This window comes from Burkholderia sp. IO2 (assembly GCF_029522185.1).
Taxonomy (GTDB): domain Bacteria; phylum Pseudomonadota; class Gammaproteobacteria; order Burkholderiales; family Burkholderiaceae; genus Burkholderia; species Burkholderia cenocepacia.
This window is the reverse complement of record NZ_JAKWFH010000019.1, coordinates 1-18,145: the sequence shown is the minus strand read 5'-3', so window position 1 is coordinate 18,145 and position 18,145 is coordinate 1. Positions and strand designations below refer to the sequence as shown.

Below are 18,145 nucleotides of genomic sequence, written 5' to 3'. Positions count from 1 at the left end.
CCCATGCAGAACGAACGATCCGAACAATCGATGCCAGGGATGCCGGCGCCGGGCCTGCCGGCCGGTTTCGAGCGGCGCTTCAGCCGACGCTACGCGCAGCTCGACGACGTCCGACTCCATTACGTGACCGGCGGCCCGGACGACGGCGAGATGGTGGTCCTGCTGCACGGCTGGCCGCAAACCTGGTACACGTGGCGTCACGTGATGCCGGCACTCGCCGAAGACGGGTATCGGGTCGTCGCGGTCGATTACCGCGGCGCGGGCGAATCCGACAAGCCGCTCGGCGGCTACGACAAGGCGTCGATGGCGGGCGACATCCGCGCCCTCGTTCACCAGCTCGGCGCGACGCGCATCCACCTCGTCGGCCGCGACATCGGCGTGATGGTGGCCTATGCGTACGCCGCGCAATGGCCGACCGAGATCGTGAAACTTGCGATGCTCGACGTTCCGGTGCCGGGCACGCGTATCTGGGACGAAGCGAAGGCCAGCGCCGATCCGCAGATCTGGCATTTCGGCTTGCATCAGCAGCGCGATATCGCGGAAATGTTGATTGCGGGCAAGGAGCGCGCGTACATCCTCGATTTCTACAAGAAGCGAACCCACGTCGCGCTGTCGAACGACGATATCGCCGTCTACGCCGACGCTTACGCGGCGCCGGGCGCGCTACGCGCCGGGTTCGAACTCTATCGCGCGTTTCCGCAGGACGAGACGCGGTTCAAGGCGTTCATGAAGCACAAGCTCCCGATGCCGGTGCTGGCGCTCGCGGGCGACAAGAGCAACGGCGCCAAGGAACTCGACATGGCGAGGGAGCTGGCGCTGGACGTTCGCGGAGCCGTTGCGCCGAATACGGGCCATTGGCTGCCGGACGAGAATCCGGCCTTCCTGACACGCCAGTTGCTCGATTTCCTCAGGGAAGCCGCGTCGGGCCGTTGAAGGCCCGCGCCGTGATGCGTCGCGCTCCGGGCCGCCCTCGCGCGCGGTGGTTGGGTCGGTCGCGCATGGTGCGCCGCGTCCGGTGCGACAGCGCGGCTTCGCCGGCAAGCGCCGCGGCGCGCAACACGGCGCGGCCGTAACCCGAGTCCGACGCATCGTCCGGAATCACGTCGAATTCCGCGTCGGGCCGGATTCCGCGTGCTTCGTATGACATGCCGGCTGCATCGCGCGTCACATGATTCGCGATGCCCATCATCCAGCCGTTCGGCAACCCTTTGCCGAAGCCGCCGGACAGCGCACCCTGCGTGGTCTGGCCGGCCTGGATCGCGTGCGGCAGCGTGCGCATCATCAGCGTCAGGTATTCGCCGGCGCTGACGGTCACGTCGCTCGTCAGCACGACGACGGGCTTCGCATAGCGCACGGCGCCGCCCGGTTCGACATGGAATCGCTGTGGCGCGATGCCGGCCGCCTGCGGGAGCGCACGCGTATAGGCGAGCCGCTTGCGGTCGGCGAAGCGCGCGGCGATGTCGTGCGCGATCTGCGCCGCGCCGCCCTGGTTGAACGCGAGGTCGAGCACGAGCGCATGCGTCTGCCCGAGCCGCTGGAGCACGACATCGAGCGTGGCGGCGAGCCGGGCCCGGTCCTGCTCGATGTCGGCGATCGGGCCGCCCGCAAAGCCGCCCATCCGGTCGATCGCGAGATAGCCAATATTGCCGTCGAGCACGCCCCAGACCAGGCTGCCGTCGAATTCGATGCCGCGCGCATCGGCGCGCAGGAGGCCGAGCCGCGCCTGCGTTTGCCGCGCGTGCCACACGCCGAGCCAGGCCGGAAACGACGTAGCGGGCGCCTCTTGCATCCACGCATGCCGCAACCGGCGGAAGGTCTGCTGCGGTGCGTTTTCGTCGCGCCAGCCGAGCGTGAACGAATCGTTTTCGTCGCTGATGCTGGTATGCGCATCGACCGGTGCGCCGAGCAGCGCATCGAGCACGGGCCCGAGCGCCGCGTCGCTGCCGGCGGCGGCGGCCTGCGGGCGCAGTCGCGCGATACGCGCCGCCCAGTCGATGCCGTAGTCGGCCGCGAACGAATGGAAGTCGAGCAGCAGGGCGGCGACCGCGTCATACGTCGCGAGCGGCGACGGCGCGCCGTTGCCCGTCATGCGACACGCGTCGGGCAGCGCAGCCAGCGGGCGCGCATGCAGCTGCATGCCGTCCGGCGAGTCGGTGAAGACCATGCCGCCGCGCCAGCGTGCATACATCCCGATCAGGCCGGCGACGGCCGCCGTGCTCGCGTTGTACGCGGGATCGCGCCAGCACAGGTTGCCGGTGCGCGTCGTGTTGTAGATGACCGCGCCGTGCGGCCCGATCTCGGCGATCGCGCCGGTGCCGGCAAGCGCCCAGATACCGTGTGTCTGCGGCACGAACGCGCCGTCCTGCCACGCGGCGCGCAGCATCTCGGGCGGCGCGGACGGCAGCCCGCCCGGCACGACGGGCTCGTTGCCGTCGCCGCCGCAGCCGGGCAGCCAGCCGGAAATACCGAGGCTCCATATCAGGGTGGCGAAGGCACGCATCGTCACGCCCCGGCGCCCGGGCAGCGATACACGCTGCCGGTCAGCGTGACGCCGGTCTGCCGCAGGTAGCCGCCGTCGGTACCGTCGAAACTGCCGCTTTGCACGCCGCGCTGCGTGAGCAGCACCACGACGTTGCCGCCGAGCGCGGCCGCGCGGGTCTTCAGGTCGTTGCGCGCCCCGGTCTCGAGCGTCGCATCGGGGATGAAGCCGCCGATCAGGAAGTTGCCGCGGCTGCCGGTCACGTCGCCGAGGTGGCGGCAGGTGCCGCCGGGGTCGCTCGTGACGATGCGCACGTCGCGCCCCGCGGCGGAAGGTTCGAGCGGCGCGCATGCCGCCAGCGCGACAGGAAGGCACAACAGCCAGGCAGGTCTCATGTTTTCGCCGTAACGAATGCGCGGAATCGCGCGACAGCGCCACTTTAGGGACGCCGGCCGCGCCGCGCATCGGGCGAAGGTCGCGCGCTGGCGACGGAAAGGATCCGACGAAAGTCGTAGATACGGGGAAGCGCGGTCGACGCGCGGCCGGCACTGGCCGCTCGGCGACGTCAGGTTTTCGGCGCCATCAATCCTTCGCGCCACGCGAGCGCGACGGCCTGCGTGCGGTCGGCCAGATGCAGTTTCGACATCACGTTGCCGAGATGCGTCTTGACCGTCTTTTCCGTGATGCCGAGCGTCGCGGCGATGCGCGCGTTGCTGCCGCCCTCGGCCAGGCAGCGCAGCACTTCGAGCTCGCGCGCGGTCAATGCGGCGAACGGGTTGCGCGGCGGCTTGCGCAACGCACCGATCATGCGCTGCGCGATGCCGGGGTGCAGCGTCGGTTCGCCGTGGACGGCCGCATGGATCGCCTGCAGCAAACGCTCGCCGCGCATCGATTTCAGCAGGAACGAATCGGCGCCGGCGTCGATCGCGGCCAGTGCCAGCGCATCGTCGTCGGACGACGTCAGCACCATGATGTGCGTGTCGCCGCTCGCCGCCCGAATCGCACGAATCACCGCCGGCACGCCGGCGTGGCCCATACCGGGCATCATCAGGTCGAGCAACAGCACGTCGGGACGATGCACGCGTACCTGCTCGACCGTGGACGCGCCGTCGTCCGTTTCCGCGACGATCTCGAACGACGCATCGAGCCGCAACAGGCCACGGATGCCTTCGCGCACGACCGCGTGATCGTCGGCAACGAGGATGGTGGTCATGTGGTCTCCATCGGATTGAAATGGACGGTCACGCGCGTGCCGTCCGCGCCCGACACGATGTCGAGCCTGCCGCCGGGCAGCGCGTCCGCGCGCCAGCGCAAATTGCCGAGCCCCATGCCGACGGGCACGGCGGCCGGGTCGAAACCGGCGCCGTCGTCGCGCACGCTCCATCGCCAGTGTGCCGGCGGACGGGCGGCCGATGCGTGACCCGCGTCGCCCGGTTCGCACGCGATGTCGATGCGGCGACAGCCGCTATGGCGCAGCGCATTCGCGACCGCCTCGTGCGTGATCATCAGCAACTCGTGCGCGGCCGCCGGATCGGCATCGAGCGTGCGCGCCGCGGCATCCGGCAGGTCGAGCGACCACGCGATGCCCGAGCCGGCCAGCAAGTCGCGCACCGCGTGCGAAACGGCCGCACGCAGGCCGTCCTCGGCAATCGCGGGCAGGCTGAAGCCGGTCACCACGTTGTCGAGATCCTGCTGCAGGTGATCGGCCAGACGTCGCGCCGCGCCGACGGTCGGCAACAGGTCGGGATGACGCTGCGCCTCGTATTCCAGCTCGGTCAGCTTGAGGCCGAGCACGAAGCTGCGCTGCTTCGCGGTGTCGTGCAGGTCGCGGGCGATGCGCGTGCGCTCGACCGATACCGCGAGCGCCTTCTGCATGCCGAACGCCCGCGCGAGCGCATCGGCCATCCGGTTGAAATGCGCGGCCAGCGCGCCGAGTTCGTCGCGCGACGCATCGGCGATCCGCGCCGACAAGTCGCCGGCCGCCCAGCGGTCGGCCGCCGCCGTCATCCGCCGCACGCGCCGCACCAGCAACCAGACGAGCAAGCCCGCGAAGCTCGCGCCCATCGCACCGAGATACAGCACGGTGCGGATCAGGTCGTAGGCCGAGGCGTCGTCCGCGATCTCGTAGTGGAGTTGCCAGCCCGGCCAGTAATGGACGCCGATCCGCGCGATCGCGCCGCCGGCCAGCGCGATGCGCGTGACGATGGCCCAGTCGCCGTCACGATGCAGCATCGTGTCGGGCGCCGCCGGGTCGGCCGGTGTCGCCGCGAACGCATCGGACAGCAGCGGCGACGCGACCGGCGACGTTTCGCATCCCGCGCCATCCGGCTGCGCGATGCGCACCTGCAACCGGCCGGCGCCGAAGAAGCCCATCATCGGCGCGAAATCCATCACGTCGCGCGCGCCGATTCGTGCGATCTGCCAGAACATCGCGTCGGCCGCGGCGCGGCAGGCGAGCGGGTCGCGCAAGTCGACGGCGCCGGTCGCGGCGGCCAGTGCAGGGCGATCGAGATTGCCGAGAAAACGGCGAATGTCGCTTTCGGCATGCGCGCGCCACAACACGCTCGTCAGCACCGACGACAGCACCATCGCGACGAACCCCACGACGATGAACGTCGGTACGAGCTTGACGAACAAGCCGCGAAAGCCGATCCGGAATGTGCGCAACGCGGGCTCCTCGTTCTTCTGTCTTTTACCGTTGCCCCGGCAAAGCAGGGCGGCCAGCCTTCAATCGCGCCATGTTGACGTTTTTTCGAGGCGGTTGCAGCGGCGTTTTTGCCGGGCAACCACGTTGGGGCGAAGACGAGGCGGCCAACAGCTCCCGCGATGGCACATGCGAGGCCATGAACCATCGCACTCGACATTATAGAAATAATGTCAAAACTCAATTGGCGAATGATTGGATATCTAACGGTTTACGTTATATTATTTATCAAGTTCCCGACGAAACCCCGCCATGTCCGATCTCGCCGCCGACGAACCCCGCCTGACCGCCGAAATCGAGCGCCTCAAGGCCGACTTCCCGAAAACCCGCGAGCTGTACCGCGAAGCCTGCGCGTTGCTGTTCTTCCGCTTCGGCATCACGCCGACGGCGAACCGCCTGTACCAGCTCGTCCGCAAGGGCAGCATGAGCACGCCGACGGCCGTCCTGGCCGAGTTCTGGGCCGAGCTGCGGGAAAAGAGCCGCGTGCGCATCGAGCACCCGGACCTGCCGGCCGATCTGCAGGCCGCGGCAGGCGAACTGGTCGCGGCGCTGTGGAACCGGTCGAGTACCGAGGCGGCCGCCGCACTCGACTCGCTGCGCGCGGAAGTCGAAGCCCAGCGGGCCGCGGCGCAAGCGGAAGTCGCGACGTTGCAGGCCGAACTGGCCCGCACCGAAACCGCGCTGGAGCAACGCACGACCGCGCTGCTGGCCGCGCAGGTCCGCATTCAGGAACTGGAGCAGGCGAGGGCGGCGGACGATGCATCGCGGCAAGCGCTGCAAGCGGATATCGAACGCCTGACAGCCGACAACGCGGAGGCCGATCGCGCACTCGCCGAAGCCCGCGCGGATTTCACCACCCAGCTCGACCGGTTGCGCGACGACGCGGGCCGCGCCGAGGCGCGCCTGCGCGCATCGGAGAAGCGGGCGCTTCAGGAAATCGATCGCGAGCGGCTCGCGGCCGCACGATTGCAAAAGGAACTCGACGCAGCGACATCGCGCGCGGAACAGCGCGATGCGCAGCAGCGGAAGGACATGGCCGCGCTACAGGCGCAACTCGGCGACGCGTTGCATCGCTGCGGCGTGCTTCAGGGGCAGCTCGACGGCGCCCTGGCGACCGATGCGGCGCGCAGCAACGAGCTCGACGCGCTGAGGCGCGAGATGGCGGCGCTCGTGCGCCGGCCGCCGTTGCGCGGCGTCAAGGCCGTCCCGGCCGCCGAACGGAGCGAGCGGCGGGCACGCATGAGAAAGCGCGCCGACGAAGCGCCGCGCTGACTGCAGGCCGATCGGCGCCGCATGCGCGAAGCGACGTGGCGCGAGCGGCCGGCCCGACCGACCGCCGGCCGCTGCGCCCCGCTCAACTCCCCACATACCGCGACGGCAGCGGCGGCGCGTCCGCCGGAATCGTCACGAGCGACGTGTTCAGCCAGCCTTGCGGCGTGCCGTTCGACTGCGCATACGCGCCGACGTACGGCATCATCCGCGTCGTCTGATAGACCTGCGGCGTCCAGCCGGCGGGCGCGAGGAAGATCGACGTCGCGCGCTTCTCGCTGTACGCGGATGCGCCGTACGTCGAGATGTTCCACAACGTCTGCTGATACGTCGCGTAGTCGGCGTTGTGGCGCGAGCCGCCGGCCTGCCAGCCTTCGAGCTGGATGAACGTGTTGTACGTGCTGGCGCCCGCGAGCAGGTTGTTCACCGTGCGCCCGTACAGGAACGACAGGATCAGCCCGCAATTCGCCGGCGCGAAATCGTTGCCGACGCTCAGGTAATAGCGGCCCGTCGTGTTCACGACCGATGCGTAGTGCGAATTGCCGATATCCGTCGACGTCGCCAGCCCGCTCGCCCCCATGAAACTGTCGAAGGCCTGCATCGTGACGCCCGCCGGCAGGTCGCTGGTCGCGCTGATCGCGACGAGGTGCGAACCGGCCGCCAGCAGCGTCAGGAACGCGGACAGCGTGGCCGCGTTCCAGTTGCCTTGCGCGTCGACGAACGGGAACGCGCAATAGCCGGTCAGCGAGAAAACCGCCGGGTCGGAGCCGGCCTGCCACGCGATCTGCGGCACCCACATCGTCAGCGGGCCCGCGTTCGACGCGCTCGACACGTACTGCTTCAGCGCATCGATCAATTGCGCATCGGCGCCGGGCAGCACGGTGTACGACGCGCCGTCCTGCCAGCGTCGCACCCATTGCGCGACGAAGCCCGCGAGCTGGCCGCCGGTGAAGTCGGCGGGCGGCACGTAGCCGAGCGAGCCCGTGCCCTGATACGCGGACCGGATCGCCGCGGCCGTGCGCACGTTGCTGCCGAACATGCTGTTCGCGAAATCCTGGCAGTTGTTGGCCGGCGGCGTCGCGAGTTGCGCGAGCGGGACGACCCATGCGCCGTTCGCGGTCGCGACGCCGCGATACAGGTTGAGATTCGCGACCGAGTCGTGGCCGGGAAACGTCGCGGCGTCGGCGCCCGACACGTAGCCGGCCGACGGCGTGACGCTGACGGTGGTCGGCTGCGACCCGAACGGATGCGTGTACGCGATCGCGAACGATGCGTCGCCGCCGGCGAGGCTGAACGATCCCGTGCAATCGCCCCAGCTGTTCGACGCGCTGACGGCGGTCGATTGCCCGGTCGCGATCAAACTTTGCGACGCCTGCGGCGTCGAGCCGCTCTGGCTCGCCGCATTGCCGAACGCGAGCGTGGTCGACGGAATCGCGTTGACGACGTTGATCGTGATCGAGCGATCGCCGATGCCGTAGCTGCGGGCGGACGTATCGGCGGCGCCGGTGGCGGCGAACGACGACGCGGCGGCCGGGCTGCCGTCGCCGCCGCAGGCAGCCAGCGAGCCGACGAGCGGCGACAGGGTCAGCGCGGCGCCGCGCTGGATGAAGCGCCGGCGGTTCGGCGCGGTCGGGCGGACGGGTTTCGAAGCGGTCATGGGGCGTTCCTGGTCACGGGTTCGAGAGGCGGTAACGGTCCGGCGCATTGCACACGTGTGCAATGCCGGCTGCGTCCTCGCGGTCGCCGGCACATGCGCCGCGCGTATTTATGCGGGAGATCGATGAAATGCCTGCGACGAAACCGAGTCGCCGATGTGACGCGCCGCGCGCGGACGGCCCGGGCGGGCGAGGGGAGCGCCGGCCAGGCATTGGGTGCGCGACGGGGATCGGGTAAAGTGCCGCTCAACATGCCGGTTCGACGTTACTAGACGACCGGTCTAATCGTTGCTACCATACGCCATCATGAATGCATCTTCAGGCGCCGAAGTCCGCCAGCACATCCTGAACATCGCGAAGCCGATCATGCTCCACAAGGGGTTTTCGGCGGTCGGTCTGAACGAGATTCTCGCCGCGGCGGGCATCCCGAAGGGCTCGTTCTACCATTACTTCGGCTCGAAAGAGGCATTCGGCGAAGCGCTGCTCGAATCGTATTTCGAAGGCTATCTCGCGCATCTCGACAACCTGCTCAAGCACCAGGCCGGCACGGGCGCCGAGCGCCTGATGACGTACTGGGGCAACTGGCTGCACACGCAATGCGCGGACGATCCGGAAGGCAAGTGCCTCGCGGTGAAGCTCGGCGCGGAAGTGTCGGATCTGTCGGAAGCGATGCGCGCGGTATTGCGGCGCGGCACCAGCCAGATCATCGAGCGGCTCGCGGGCGGCATCGAAGGCGGGCTCGCCGACGGGTCGCTGAGCGGCGTCGACGATCCGTCGTACACGGCCGCGATCCTGTACGAGCTGTGGCTGGGCGCGACGCTGCTGGAAAAGATTCACCGCAACCGCAAACCGCTCGAAAGGGCGATGGCCGAAACGCGGCGCATGCTGAACCTGCCGCCGGCCGCGCACGACGGAGCGCAGTCGTAATCCGGGCGCGCCTGAGCGCGCCTTGTTTTTGCCCTGATTCTAGACGACTGGTCTACTCAATCCTTCATGACGAACGCTTCACGCTGCGTTACGCTGTCCCGATCGTTCCCACCGCCTGCCTGCGAGCGCACCGGCCCGACCGCCGATGCCGCCACGGGCGTGCACTTCCTGCTGGTCCATCCCTGATCCGATCGTGCCCACGAAGCACGTTCATTCCTGTTGACGGAGGCTCACATGCCGCAAAGCAAGACCGCAAACCGCCAGATCATCCTGAATTCGCGCCCGGTCGGCGCACCGACGCCGGACAACTTCCGCGCCGAAACGAGTGACGTGCCGGTGCCCGGCCCCGGTCAGGTGCTGCTGCGCACCGTCTGGTTGTCGCTCGACCCGTACATGCGCGGCCGGATGAGCGACGCGCCGTCGTATGCGCCGCCGGCCGAACTGGGCCAGCCGATGGTCGGCGGCACGGTCAGCCGCGTGGTGTCGTCGAACCTGCCGGCGTTTCGCGAAGGCGATCTGGTCGTCGCCGGAGCCGGCTGGCAGGACTACGCGCTGTCCGACGGACGCGACCTGATCCCGCTCGGCCGCGACTTCGCGCATCCGTCGTACGCGCTCGGCGTGCTCGGCATGCCGGGCTTCACCGCGTACACGGGGCTGCTGAAGATCGGCGAACCGAAGGCCGGCGAAACCGTGGTCGTCGCGGCCGCGAGCGGCGCGGTCGGCGCCGTGGTCGGCCAGATCGCGAAGCTGAAGGGTTGCCGCGTGGTCGGCGTCGCGGGCGGCGCCGACAAGTGCGCGTACGTGACCGGCACGCTCGGCTTCGACGCATGCGTCGACCACCACGATCCGGCGTTTGCCGCGAAGCTGAAGGACGCGTGCCCGAACGGCATCGACGTCTATTTCGAGAACGTTGGCGGCGCGGTGTTCGATGCGGTGTGGCCGTTGCTGAACGACCATGCGCGCGTGCCCGTCTGCGGGATCATCGCGCATTACAACGACGCGGCCTACGACGACAAGGCGCTGTCGACCGGCCGTGATCGGGTGCCGGCGCTGATGGGGGCGATCCTGCGCAAGCGCATCCGCGTGCAGGGTTTCATCATCCTCGATCACTATGCGAGCGGCTATGCGCCGTTCCTGAAGGACATGAGCGAATGGGTCGCGCAGGGCAAGGTGAAGACGCTCGAGGACGTCGTCCCCGATCTCGCCGACGCGCCGCAAGCGCTGATCGGCTTGCTCGCCGGCAAGAATTTCGGCAAGGTCGTCGTGCGTGTGGGCCCGGACGAGCTGGCCTGATCCCTCCGCTCGACCACCTACCACCGTTGCACGCTGGCGTCGCTCGACGCCGGCTTGTGGCATGCTCGTTTCCGTTTGCAAAGGAGTGAAAAAATGGCGCTTCACGTGATTGCTTCGCTGTTCCTGAAACCCGAACACGCGCAGGCCGCCGAGGCCGAGCTGCGCAGCATGGTCGCCAAGACGCGCACCGAACCGGGCAACCGGCGCTACGACCTGTTCCGCGAACAGGACGGTTCGCCGAACCTGCATCTGTACGAGATCTACGACGATCAGGCGGCATTCGACGCACACCTCGCGAGCCCGTATTTCGGCGAATTCCGCACGAAGTCGGCCGACTGGTTCACCGCACCGCCGGTCATCAAGGTGCTGTCGGGCATCGACGTGGCCGAGTAACGACGCAGCACGCCACACCACCGCCGCGGCCCGCCCGCACCCGGGCCGCGCGGCACCCGTTGCGCACGACGCAACGGCGATGACGACGACCACACGGCGCAGCGCGCCTCGTTCGCGCCGCTTCCCCAATACAACGGCCCCGGAGGCTGAATGATCACCCTCAACATCAACGGCGAAAACCGCTCGGTCGACGCCCCCGACGACATGCCCTTGCTCTGGGTGCTGCGCGACGTCGTCGGCCTCACCGGCACCAAGTTCGGCTGCGGGATCGCGCAATGCGGCGCGTGTACCGTGCATCTCGACGGTGTCGCCGCGCGTTCGTGCGTGCTGCCGGTCGCCGCGGTCGCGGGCCGCAAGATCACGACGATCGAAGCCGTCGGCGCGACGCCGGCCGGCCACAAGGTCCAGCAGGCCTGGCGCGAGCTCGACGTCGTCCAGTGCGGCTACTGCCAGTCGGGGCAAGTGATGGCCGCTACCGCGCTGATCGCATCGAACCCGAACCCGAGCGACGCCGACATCGACGCGGCCATGGCCGGCAACATCTGCCGCTGCGGCACGTACAACCGGATTCGCGCCGCGGTCAAGCAAGCCGCGAAGGAGGCCTGACATGTCGCGAGGACTCCTCGAAGCAGGCCGGGCCGGCGCGGGCGTGTCGCGCCGCGGGTTTCTGAAACTCGGCATGTCGCTCGGTGCCGCGGCCGGCGGCGGCTTGCTGCTCGGCTTCAGCCTGCCGGCCGCGGGCGACGATGCACGCCGTTCGGTGATTGGCGGCGACGCGGCCGAACCCGCGGCGCCCGGCGTGTTCGCGCCGAACGCCTTCGTGCAGATCGACCGCGCCGGCAAGGTCACGCTGGTGATGCCGAAGGTCGAGATGGGGCAGGGCGTCTACACGGCGCTGCCGATGCTGATCGCGGAAGAACTCGAAGTGCCGCTGTCGAGCGTGACGCTCGATCATGCGCCGCCGAACGAGAAACTGTTCCTCGATCCGTTGCTCGGCGGCCAGCTCACCGGCGGCTCGACGTCGGTGCGCTACGCGTGGGAACCGATGCGCCGCGCGGGCGCCACCGCGCGCACGCTGCTGGTCACGGCCGCCGCGAAACAATGGAACGTCGATCCTGCCACTTGCCGCGCGGCGAACGGTGAGGTGCAGCATCCGCCGAGCGGCCGGCGCGCATCGTACGGCCAGCTGGCCGACGCCGCGGCGAAGCTGCCGGTGCCGAAGGACGTCGCGCTGAAGCAGCCGGCGGATTTCAAGCTGATCGGCACGCCCGCGAAGCGCCTCGATTCGCCGGAGAAAGTCGACGGCACCGCGCAGTTCGGGCTCGACGTGCGCCTGCCCGGCATGCTGTATGCGGTGATCGTGAACAGCCCGGTGTTCGGCGGCACGGTCGCGAGCGTCGACGACACGGCCGCGAGGAAGATCCCCGGCGTGCGCCAGGTCGTGCGTGTCGACAACGCGGTCGCGGTGGTCGGCGATCACACGTGGGCCGCGAAGCGCGGTGCGTCGGCGCTCGTCGTGAAGTGGAACGAAGGCGCGGGCGCGAAGGTGTCGACGAAGGATCTGTTCGCGGATCTCGCGCAGGCGGCGGCGAACGGCAAGGGCGCGGTCGCACGCAAGGAGGGTGACGTCGGCAAGGCGTTCGCGAACGCGAAGACGCGCGTCGACGCCGTCTACGAACAGCCGCTGCTCGCCCACGCGACGATGGAGCCCGTGAACTGCACGGTGCACGTGCGCGGCGACGGCTGCGAGATCTGGGTCGGCACGCAGGTGCCGACCCGCGCACGCGACACGGCGCAGCAACTGACCGGGCTGCCGCCGGACAAGATCGTCGTGCACAACCACCTGCTCGGCGGCGGGTTCGGCCGACGGCTCGAAACCGACATGGTCGGCCAGGCCGTGAAGGTCGGCAAACAGGTCAACGCGCCGGTGAAGGTGATCTGGACGCGCGAGGAAGACGTGCAGCACGACATGTACCGGCCGTGCTACTACGACAAGATCTCCGCCGGCCTCGACGCGAACGGCAAGCCGGTCGCGTGGCAGCACCGGATCGTCGGCTCGTCGATCATGGCGCGCTTCGCGCCGCCCGCGTTCAAGGACGGCGTCGATCCCGACGCGGTCGAGGTTGCGGCCGAACTGCCGTACGACCTGCCGAACCAGCTCGTCGACTACGTGCGCCAGGAGCCGCGCCACGTGCCGACCGCGTTCTGGCGCGGCGTCGGGCCGACGCGCGGCACGTTCGTCGTCGAGAGCTTCATCGACGAACTGGCCGCGCAGACCAAGACCGACCCGGTGCAATACCGCCGCGCGTTGCTCGACAAGACGCCGCGCGCCCGCAACGTGCTCGACGTCGCGACGAAGGCGGCCGGCTGGGGCGCGCCGCTGCCGAAGGGGCAAGGTCGCGGCGTCTCGGTGATGCACGCGTTCGGCAGCTTCTTCTCGATCGTCATCGACGTCGCGGTGGACGGCGGCGAGGTGCAGGTCAAGCGCGCCGTGTGCGCGGTCGATTGCGGGATGTTCGTCAATCCGAACACGATCGAGGCGCAGGTGCAGGGCGGCATCATCTTCGGGATCACGGGCGCGCTGTACGGCGAGATCACGATCGAGGACGGCCGCGTCGTGCAGACCAACTTCACCGACTACCGGATGATGCGCATCAACGAGGTGCCGCCAATCGAAGTCCACCTGGTGAAAAGCGGCGAAGCGCCGGGCGGGATCGGCGAGCCGGGCACGGCCGCGACCGCGGCGGCGCTGTCGAACGCGATCTTCGCGGCCACCGGCACGCGGCTGCGCAAGCTGCCGGTCGGCAACCAGTTGAAAACGGCCTGAGGGGAGGGGACGACCATGCGATATCTCACCCTGAACCTGAACACGCTCCGCGCGTCGCTGCTCGCGCTATCCGCTCTGGTGATCGGCACGGCCGCGCATGCCGCGCAGCCGGCGCCCACCGACAGCGCGCTCGTCGCGCGCGGCGCGTATCTCGCGAAAGCCGGCGACTGCGTCGCGTGCCATACCGCGCCGCGCGGTACGCCGTTCGCGGGCGGCCTGAAGATGGTCACGCCGATGGGCGCGATCTACACGACCAACATCACGCCCGACCCGGACACTGGTATCGGCGGCTATACCGAAGCGGATTTCGCCGGCGCGTTGCGCAAGGGCGTCGCGAAGGACGGTCACAACCTGTATCCGGCGATGCCGTATCCGTCGTACGCGAAGCTGAAGGACGACGACGTGAAGGCGCTGTATGCGTACTTCATGCACGGCGTCGAACCGGTGAAGCAGGCGAACCGGCCGTCCGACATCCCGTGGCCGCTCAACATGCGCTGGCCGCTCGCGTTGTGGAACGCGGTGTTCCTCGACACGACGCCGTACGCGGACAAGCCGGCCAAGGACGCGATGTGGAACCGCGGCGCGTATCTCGTGCAGGGGCTCGGGCACTGCGGGTCGTGCCACACGCCGCGCGGTGTCGGCTTCCAGGAGAAGGCGCTCGACGAAAGCGGCGCGGCGTTCCTGTCGGGCGCGTCGATCGACAACTGGTTCGCGTCGAACCTGACCGGCGAGCACAACACCGGGCTCGGCCGCTGGAACGAGGCCGACGTCGCGCAGTTCCTGAAGACCGGCGCGAACCAGCACGCGACCGCGTTCGGCTCGATGGTGAGCGTGATCAACCACAGCACGCAGGAACTGACCGACGACGATCTGGCGGCGATCTCGCGCTACCTGAAATCGCTGCCGGCGGCAGGCGGCACGGGCGCGCCGCCGTACCGCTATGATCCGAAGGCGACGCAGGTCGCGCTGGGCCGGCCGGCAGCCGATCCGGGCGCGAAGGTGTATAACGCTTACTGCCTGCATTGCCACGGGGCGGACGGGCGCGGCTATGCACCGTTGCTCGCGCCGCTCGCCGGCAATCCGAACGTGCTCGAGGCCGATGCATCGTCGCTGATCAACGTGACGCTGAACGGCAGCGACACGCTCGTGATCGGTGGCGTGCCGTCCGCGTATCCGATGCCGGCGTTCTCGAACCAGTTGAACGACCAGCAGGTCGCCGACGTGCTGACGTTCATGCGCGCCGGCTGGAACAACGGCGCGCCGGCCGTGCAGGCGGCGGACGTCGCGAAACTCCGCAAGGCGACGGCGGCCGCGCACTGAGCGCGGCGCGCCGCGAAACGAGGGCAGGCCGGCGTGCCTGCCGTCGATGCCGCCGGGTGCGTGCCTGCCCCGGCGGCTCGGCTTTTTCTGTCAACCGGCGCGTGGCCGTTCGCGGCAGCGCGCGTTTTATCGACGCAATGTAGGGGTGTCTGGATGGCTAACGTGACTTATACGGATACGCAACTGCTGATCGACGGCGAGTGGGTCGACGCCGCGAGCGGCAAGACGATCGACGTCGTGAACCCGGCGACCGGCAAGCCGATCGGCAAGGTGGCCCACGCGGGCATCGCCGATCTCGACCGCGCGCTCGCCGCCGCGCAGCGCGGCTTCGAGGCATGGCGCAAGGTGCCCGCGCACGAGCGCGCGGCGACGATGCGCAAGGCGGCCGCGCTGGTGCGCGAACGCGCGGACACGATTGCACAGCTGATGACGCAGGAGCAGGGCAAGCCGCTCACCGAAGCACGCGTCGAAGTGCTGTCGGCGGCCGACATCATCGAATGGTTCGCGGACGAAGGCCGCCGCGTGTACGGCCGGATCGTGCCGCCGCGCAACCTCGGCGCGCAGCAGACGGTCGTGAAGGAGCCGGTCGGCCCGGTCGCGGCGTTCACGCCGTGGAATTTCCCGGTCAACCAGGTCGTGCGCAAGCTGAGCGCCGCGCTCGCGACCGGCTGTTCGTTCCTCGTGAAGGCGCCGGAAGAAACCCCGGCATCGCCGGCCGCGCTGCTGCGCGCGTTCGTCGATGCGGGCGTGCCGGCGGGCGTGATCGGCCTCGTGTACGGCGATCCGGCTGAAATCTCGTCGTACCTGATTCCGCACCCGGTGATCCGCAAGGTCACGTTCACGGGTTCGACGCCGGTCGGCAAGCAACTGGCCGCGCTCGCGGGCCAGCACATGAAGCGCGCGACGATGGAACTGGGCGGCCATGCGCCGGTGATCGTCGCCGAGGACGCGGACGTCGCGCTCGCGGTGAAGGCCGCCGGCGGGGCGAAGTTCCGTAACGCCGGGCAGGTGTGCATTTCGCCGACGCGCTTCCTCGTGCACAACAGCATCCGCGACGAATTCACGCGCGCGCTGGTCAAGCACGCCGAAGGTCTGAAGGTCGGCAACGGCCTCGAGGAAGGCACGACGCTCGGCGCGCTGGCGAACCCGCGGCGCCTGACCGCGATGGCGTCGGTCGTCGACAACGCGCGCAAGGTCGGCGCGAGCATCGAAACCGGCGGCGAGCGGATCGGCGCGGAAGGCAACTTCTTCGCACCGACCGTGATCGCGAACGTGCCGCTCGAAGCGGACGTGTTCAACAACGAGCCGTTCGGCCCCGTTGCGGCGATTCGCGGTTTCGACAAGCTGGAGGAGGCGATCGCCGAGGCGAACCGTCTGCCGTTCGGCCTGGCCGGCTACGCGTTCACGCGTTCGTTCGCGAACGTGCATCTGCTGACGCAGCGCCTCGAAGTCGGGATGCTGTGGATCAACCAGCCGGCGACGCCGTGGCCGGAAATGCCGTTCGGCGGCGTGAAGGATTCCGGCTACGGGTCGGAAGGCGGGCCGGAAGCGCTGGAGCCGTATCTCGTCACGAAGTCGGTGACGGTGATGGCCGTCTGACGGTCGGTTGAGTGTGGGCGCGCCGTGATGCGTGCGGCGCGCCCGCTTTGCGGATGTCTCGATGCCAGTTGGTCGCCGTTCATGGGCGACGGTCGGCGCCTCGATACCGGTCCAGCGTGGGCGGGGCCGGCTCGATGATCGCCCGGACTGGCGACGGCGCCCGACGCGCCGGGTGCCGTCGCTTTCAATCGCAGGTCTCACGCGTCAATCGTTTTTCGCTCGTCAAGCGTTATCGGACTCGACGGACGGTGCTTCTTGGCGTACGCGCGTGCCGCTATACGATCGACCTTCCGGTGATATTTGGCTTTCAGCCGTTGTACGAGCGTGCGGGCGTCTGAGCGATCGAGGATCGTGGTCGGTGCGCCGGTGTCCTGGACGAATTGCGGTTCAGTGACAAACATCCGCTGCTCGTGTTCCCAATTGCGATCGAACGCGATATCGATGGCGTGCAAAATCCTGGACGTGTAATCGAGCATGGCTTCGGCTGCTTCGCGCGTGATCATGTAGCACTGCAAACCGACCGGGCTTTCCATCCACATCAGCTTTGTACCGCTCGACAGGTGTGCGTATTCGGTTTGCTCGCGTCTGTTGAGCCACATCAATCGCACCATGTCCCAGTGCTCGCGCGTGGCGTACAGTTCTTCGGTCGCGGATTTGAAGCCATCCAGTAACGCCACGTCGTCCTCCATGATGCAGCACGCGTTGCTCCCCGACTCCACAAGTTGTCGCCAGACAGCGCGATGACTGAGATAGCAACCGAGTTCGCCCGGTGACAGCAGCCAGCCGTAACGGCGAAGGCGGGCGCCGGTGTCGTACCCGGGGATACCGTGGCCGCAGCCTTTGAGTTCGAAGGCGTCGAAGAAGCGCGCATTGATATTTTGTTTCGCGAATTCCTCGACCATTCCTGCGCGGCGATCGTGTGCGCGCGCGAGTGAAATGCAGACGTATGACAGACCCCGTGTCATGCGAAATAACCCCGTAATAATTGAAAGCGTTTGGTCGGAAGATATCACACGCGTTACAACGCCCGAACTTCCTGCGTCGGCAGCTCAAATATTTCGGCGGTATCTGCGGGTGGATCGATGCCGGTCCAGGGCGGCTCAGAATGCCATGCGCGCGGTAGATCCAGCGCGAGCGCGCCACTTGGCGAGCGCGGTCGCGAACGTGTGCATGAACACCGACTCATGGCAGCATTTCATCGAGCGGAACGTCCAGCGCGGATGTTCGCGCGTAGCGGCGACGGCGGGTTGACGCGCGTGCAGGCTGCCGCCGATTCATGGGCTGTGCTGTGCGCTTCGAGCACCAGCAGGCGCAGGACTTCGGGGCAATGCCGCGGAATCGGCGAGCGGCCGGCGACGTAGTTCCGCACGGTGCGAATGCAGCAGCGGAGTGTTTGGGCGCTTCGAGCGATAGACAGGCCATCGGTGAGCGTGAGCAAATCGGCTTGCGCGCCGTGACGGCAGGCGGCGGCATTCATAGGCGTTGCGGGCGGTGAACTACCGGTTTTCGCTAGCGACTCAATTTTACATAACGTGAATTATCACAATATTTGGTTGTAGTAGCTTTTTAGAAATGTCGTGTTCTAGCCATTTAGAAATGTCGCATTTGGACCTCGGTAAGCTTGCCGGTTCCCCGTCAGATCATGGAGCCGACGATGCACCGAACAGCTCTGGTGACAT

General features: G+C 68.2%; 16 protein-coding genes. 9 read left to right on the top strand and 7 right to left on the bottom strand.

Features of this window, described 5'->3' with window-relative positions; translation table 11 throughout:
* Nucleotides 1-3: 3 nt before the first annotated feature.
* Nucleotides 4-933 carry an alpha/beta hydrolase gene (locus tag MMB92_RS14305; protein ID WP_058903119.1) on the top strand — a complete coding sequence of 310 codons (930 nt, stop codon included), beginning with the start codon at nt 4-6 and terminating at the stop codon, nt 931-933.
* On the opposite strand, the gene MMB92_RS14300 is transcribed toward MMB92_RS14305, so the two are convergent.
* The 4 genes from MMB92_RS14300 to MMB92_RS14285 all read right to left on the bottom strand — a co-directional run bounded on the left by MMB92_RS14300 (nt 908) and on the right by MMB92_RS14285 (nt 5,146).
* Nucleotides 908-2,500, bottom strand: a complete 1,593-nt coding sequence (locus MMB92_RS14300; RefSeq protein ID WP_277562740.1) for a S41 family peptidase — start codon at nt 2,498-2,500, stop codon at nt 908-910. The genes MMB92_RS14305 and MMB92_RS14300 overlap by 26 nt on opposite strands.
* A gap of 2 nt (nt 2,501-2,502) precedes the next feature.
* Nucleotides 2,503-2,874 (bottom strand): DUF4156 domain-containing protein, encoded by a 372-nt coding sequence (locus MMB92_RS14295; protein ID WP_034202340.1) that lies wholly within the window; start codon nt 2,872-2,874, stop codon nt 2,503-2,505.
* Between the two features lie 170 nt (nt 2,875-3,044).
* Complete coding sequence (locus MMB92_RS14290) at nt 3,045-3,692, bottom strand: response regulator transcription factor (RefSeq protein WP_277562739.1); 648 nt, start codon at nt 3,690-3,692, stop codon at nt 3,045-3,047.
* Complete coding sequence (locus MMB92_RS14285) at nt 3,689-5,146, bottom strand: HAMP domain-containing protein (protein ID WP_277562738.1); 1,458 nt, start codon at nt 5,144-5,146, stop codon at nt 3,689-3,691. Before MMB92_RS14285 ends, MMB92_RS14290 begins: the two co-directional genes overlap by 4 nt.
* Before the next feature lie 289 nt (nt 5,147-5,435).
* On the opposite strand from MMB92_RS14285, the gene MMB92_RS14280 reads away from it, so the two are divergent.
* The gene (locus MMB92_RS14280; RefSeq protein WP_077176942.1) at nt 5,436-6,455 is read left to right on the top strand and encodes a DNA-binding protein; all 1,020 of its coding nucleotides are present in this window, start codon (nt 5,436-5,438) and stop codon (nt 6,453-6,455) included.
* An 82-nt stretch (nt 6,456-6,537) separates the two neighbouring features.
* Here MMB92_RS14280 and MMB92_RS14275 read toward each other — a convergent pair whose 3' ends face one another.
* Nucleotides 6,538-8,109: a hypothetical protein gene (locus tag MMB92_RS14275; protein ID WP_077021731.1), complete on the bottom strand. Its 1,572-nt coding sequence runs from the start codon at nt 8,107-8,109 to the stop codon at nt 6,538-6,540.
* Between the two features lie 304 nt (nt 8,110-8,413).
* Here MMB92_RS14275 and MMB92_RS14270 point away from each other — a divergent pair, with 304 nt between their 5' ends.
* The 7 genes from MMB92_RS14270 to MMB92_RS14240 all read left to right on the top strand — a co-directional run bounded on the left by MMB92_RS14270 (nt 8,414) and on the right by MMB92_RS14240 (nt 16,466).
* Nucleotides 8,414-9,034 (top strand): TetR/AcrR family transcriptional regulator, encoded by a 621-nt coding sequence (locus MMB92_RS14270; protein ID WP_006482787.1) that lies wholly within the window; start codon nt 8,414-8,416, stop codon nt 9,032-9,034.
* 234 nt (nt 9,035-9,268) lie between these two features.
* Nucleotides 9,269-10,327, top strand: coding sequence for an NADP-dependent oxidoreductase (locus MMB92_RS14265; protein ID WP_006482783.1), 1,059 nt, complete (start codon nt 9,269-9,271; stop codon nt 10,325-10,327).
* 93 nt (nt 10,328-10,420) lie between these two features.
* Nucleotides 10,421-10,720 carry a putative quinol monooxygenase gene (locus MMB92_RS14260; protein ID WP_006482784.1) on the top strand — a complete coding sequence of 100 codons (300 nt, stop codon included), beginning with the start codon at nt 10,421-10,423 and terminating at the stop codon, nt 10,718-10,720.
* 150 nt (nt 10,721-10,870) lie between these two features.
* A complete protein-coding gene (locus MMB92_RS14255) occupies nt 10,871-11,326 on the top strand; it encodes a (2Fe-2S)-binding protein (protein WP_006494852.1) in 456 nt (151 codons plus the stop codon).
* Nucleotide 11,327: 1 nt separating this feature from the next.
* Nucleotides 11,328-13,547, top strand: coding sequence for a xanthine dehydrogenase family protein molybdopterin-binding subunit (locus MMB92_RS14250; RefSeq protein ID WP_006494851.1), 2,220 nt, complete (start codon nt 11,328-11,330; stop codon nt 13,545-13,547).
* Between the two features lie 15 nt (nt 13,548-13,562).
* Entirely contained in the window at nt 13,563-14,867 is a 1,305-nt protein-coding gene (locus tag MMB92_RS14245) for a cytochrome c (RefSeq protein ID WP_205672035.1), read from the top strand.
* Nucleotides 14,868-15,020: 153 nt separating this feature from the next.
* Entirely contained in the window at nt 15,021-16,466 is a 1,446-nt protein-coding gene (locus MMB92_RS14240) for an NAD-dependent succinate-semialdehyde dehydrogenase (RefSeq protein WP_006482793.1), read from the top strand.
* Between the two features lie 197 nt (nt 16,467-16,663).
* Here MMB92_RS14240 and MMB92_RS14235 read toward each other — a convergent pair whose 3' ends face one another.
* Complete coding sequence (locus tag MMB92_RS14235; protein ID WP_012493339.1) at nt 16,664-17,431, bottom strand: glycosyltransferase family 25 protein; 768 nt, start codon at nt 17,429-17,431, stop codon at nt 16,664-16,666.
* 230 nt (nt 17,432-17,661) lie between these two features.
* Nucleotides 17,662-17,943: a hypothetical protein gene (locus MMB92_RS14230; protein ID WP_240464489.1), complete on the bottom strand. Its 282-nt coding sequence runs from the start codon at nt 17,941-17,943 to the stop codon at nt 17,662-17,664.
* Between the last annotated feature and the right edge of the window lie 202 nt (nt 17,944-18,145).

Coding starts and splice junctions, on each gene's coding strand:
- MMB92_RS14305 (WP_058903119.1), top strand. CDS start 4: ATGCAGAACGAACGATCCGAACAATCGATGCCAGGGATGCCGGCGCCG.
- MMB92_RS14300 (WP_277562740.1), bottom strand. CDS start 2,500: ATGCGTGCCTTCGCCACCCTGATATGGAGCCTCGGTATTTCCGGCTGG.
- MMB92_RS14295 (WP_034202340.1), bottom strand. CDS start 2,874: ATGAGACCTGCCTGGCTGTTGTGCCTTCCTGTCGCGCTGGCGGCATGC.
- MMB92_RS14290 (WP_277562739.1), bottom strand. CDS start 3,692: ATGACCACCATCCTCGTTGCCGACGATCACGCGGTCGTGCGCGAAGGC.
- MMB92_RS14280 (WP_077176942.1), top strand. CDS start 5,436: ATGTCCGATCTCGCCGCCGACGAACCCCGCCTGACCGCCGAAATCGAG.
- MMB92_RS14275 (WP_077021731.1), bottom strand. CDS start 8,109: ATGACCGCTTCGAAACCCGTCCGCCCGACCGCGCCGAACCGCCGGCGC.
- MMB92_RS14270 (WP_006482787.1), top strand. CDS start 8,414: ATGAATGCATCTTCAGGCGCCGAAGTCCGCCAGCACATCCTGAACATC.
- MMB92_RS14265 (WP_006482783.1), top strand. CDS start 9,269: ATGCCGCAAAGCAAGACCGCAAACCGCCAGATCATCCTGAATTCGCGC.
- MMB92_RS14260 (WP_006482784.1), top strand. CDS start 10,421: ATGGCGCTTCACGTGATTGCTTCGCTGTTCCTGAAACCCGAACACGCG.
- MMB92_RS14255 (WP_006494852.1), top strand. CDS start 10,871: ATGATCACCCTCAACATCAACGGCGAAAACCGCTCGGTCGACGCCCCC.
- MMB92_RS14250 (WP_006494851.1), top strand. CDS start 11,328: ATGTCGCGAGGACTCCTCGAAGCAGGCCGGGCCGGCGCGGGCGTGTCG.
- MMB92_RS14245 (WP_205672035.1), top strand. CDS start 13,563: ATGCGATATCTCACCCTGAACCTGAACACGCTCCGCGCGTCGCTGCTC.
- MMB92_RS14240 (WP_006482793.1), top strand. CDS start 15,021: ATGGCTAACGTGACTTATACGGATACGCAACTGCTGATCGACGGCGAG.
- MMB92_RS14235 (WP_012493339.1), bottom strand. CDS start 17,431: ATGACACGGGGTCTGTCATACGTCTGCATTTCACTCGCGCGCGCACAC.
- MMB92_RS14230 (WP_240464489.1), bottom strand. CDS start 17,943: ATGAATGCCGCCGCCTGCCGTCACGGCGCGCAAGCCGATTTGCTCACG.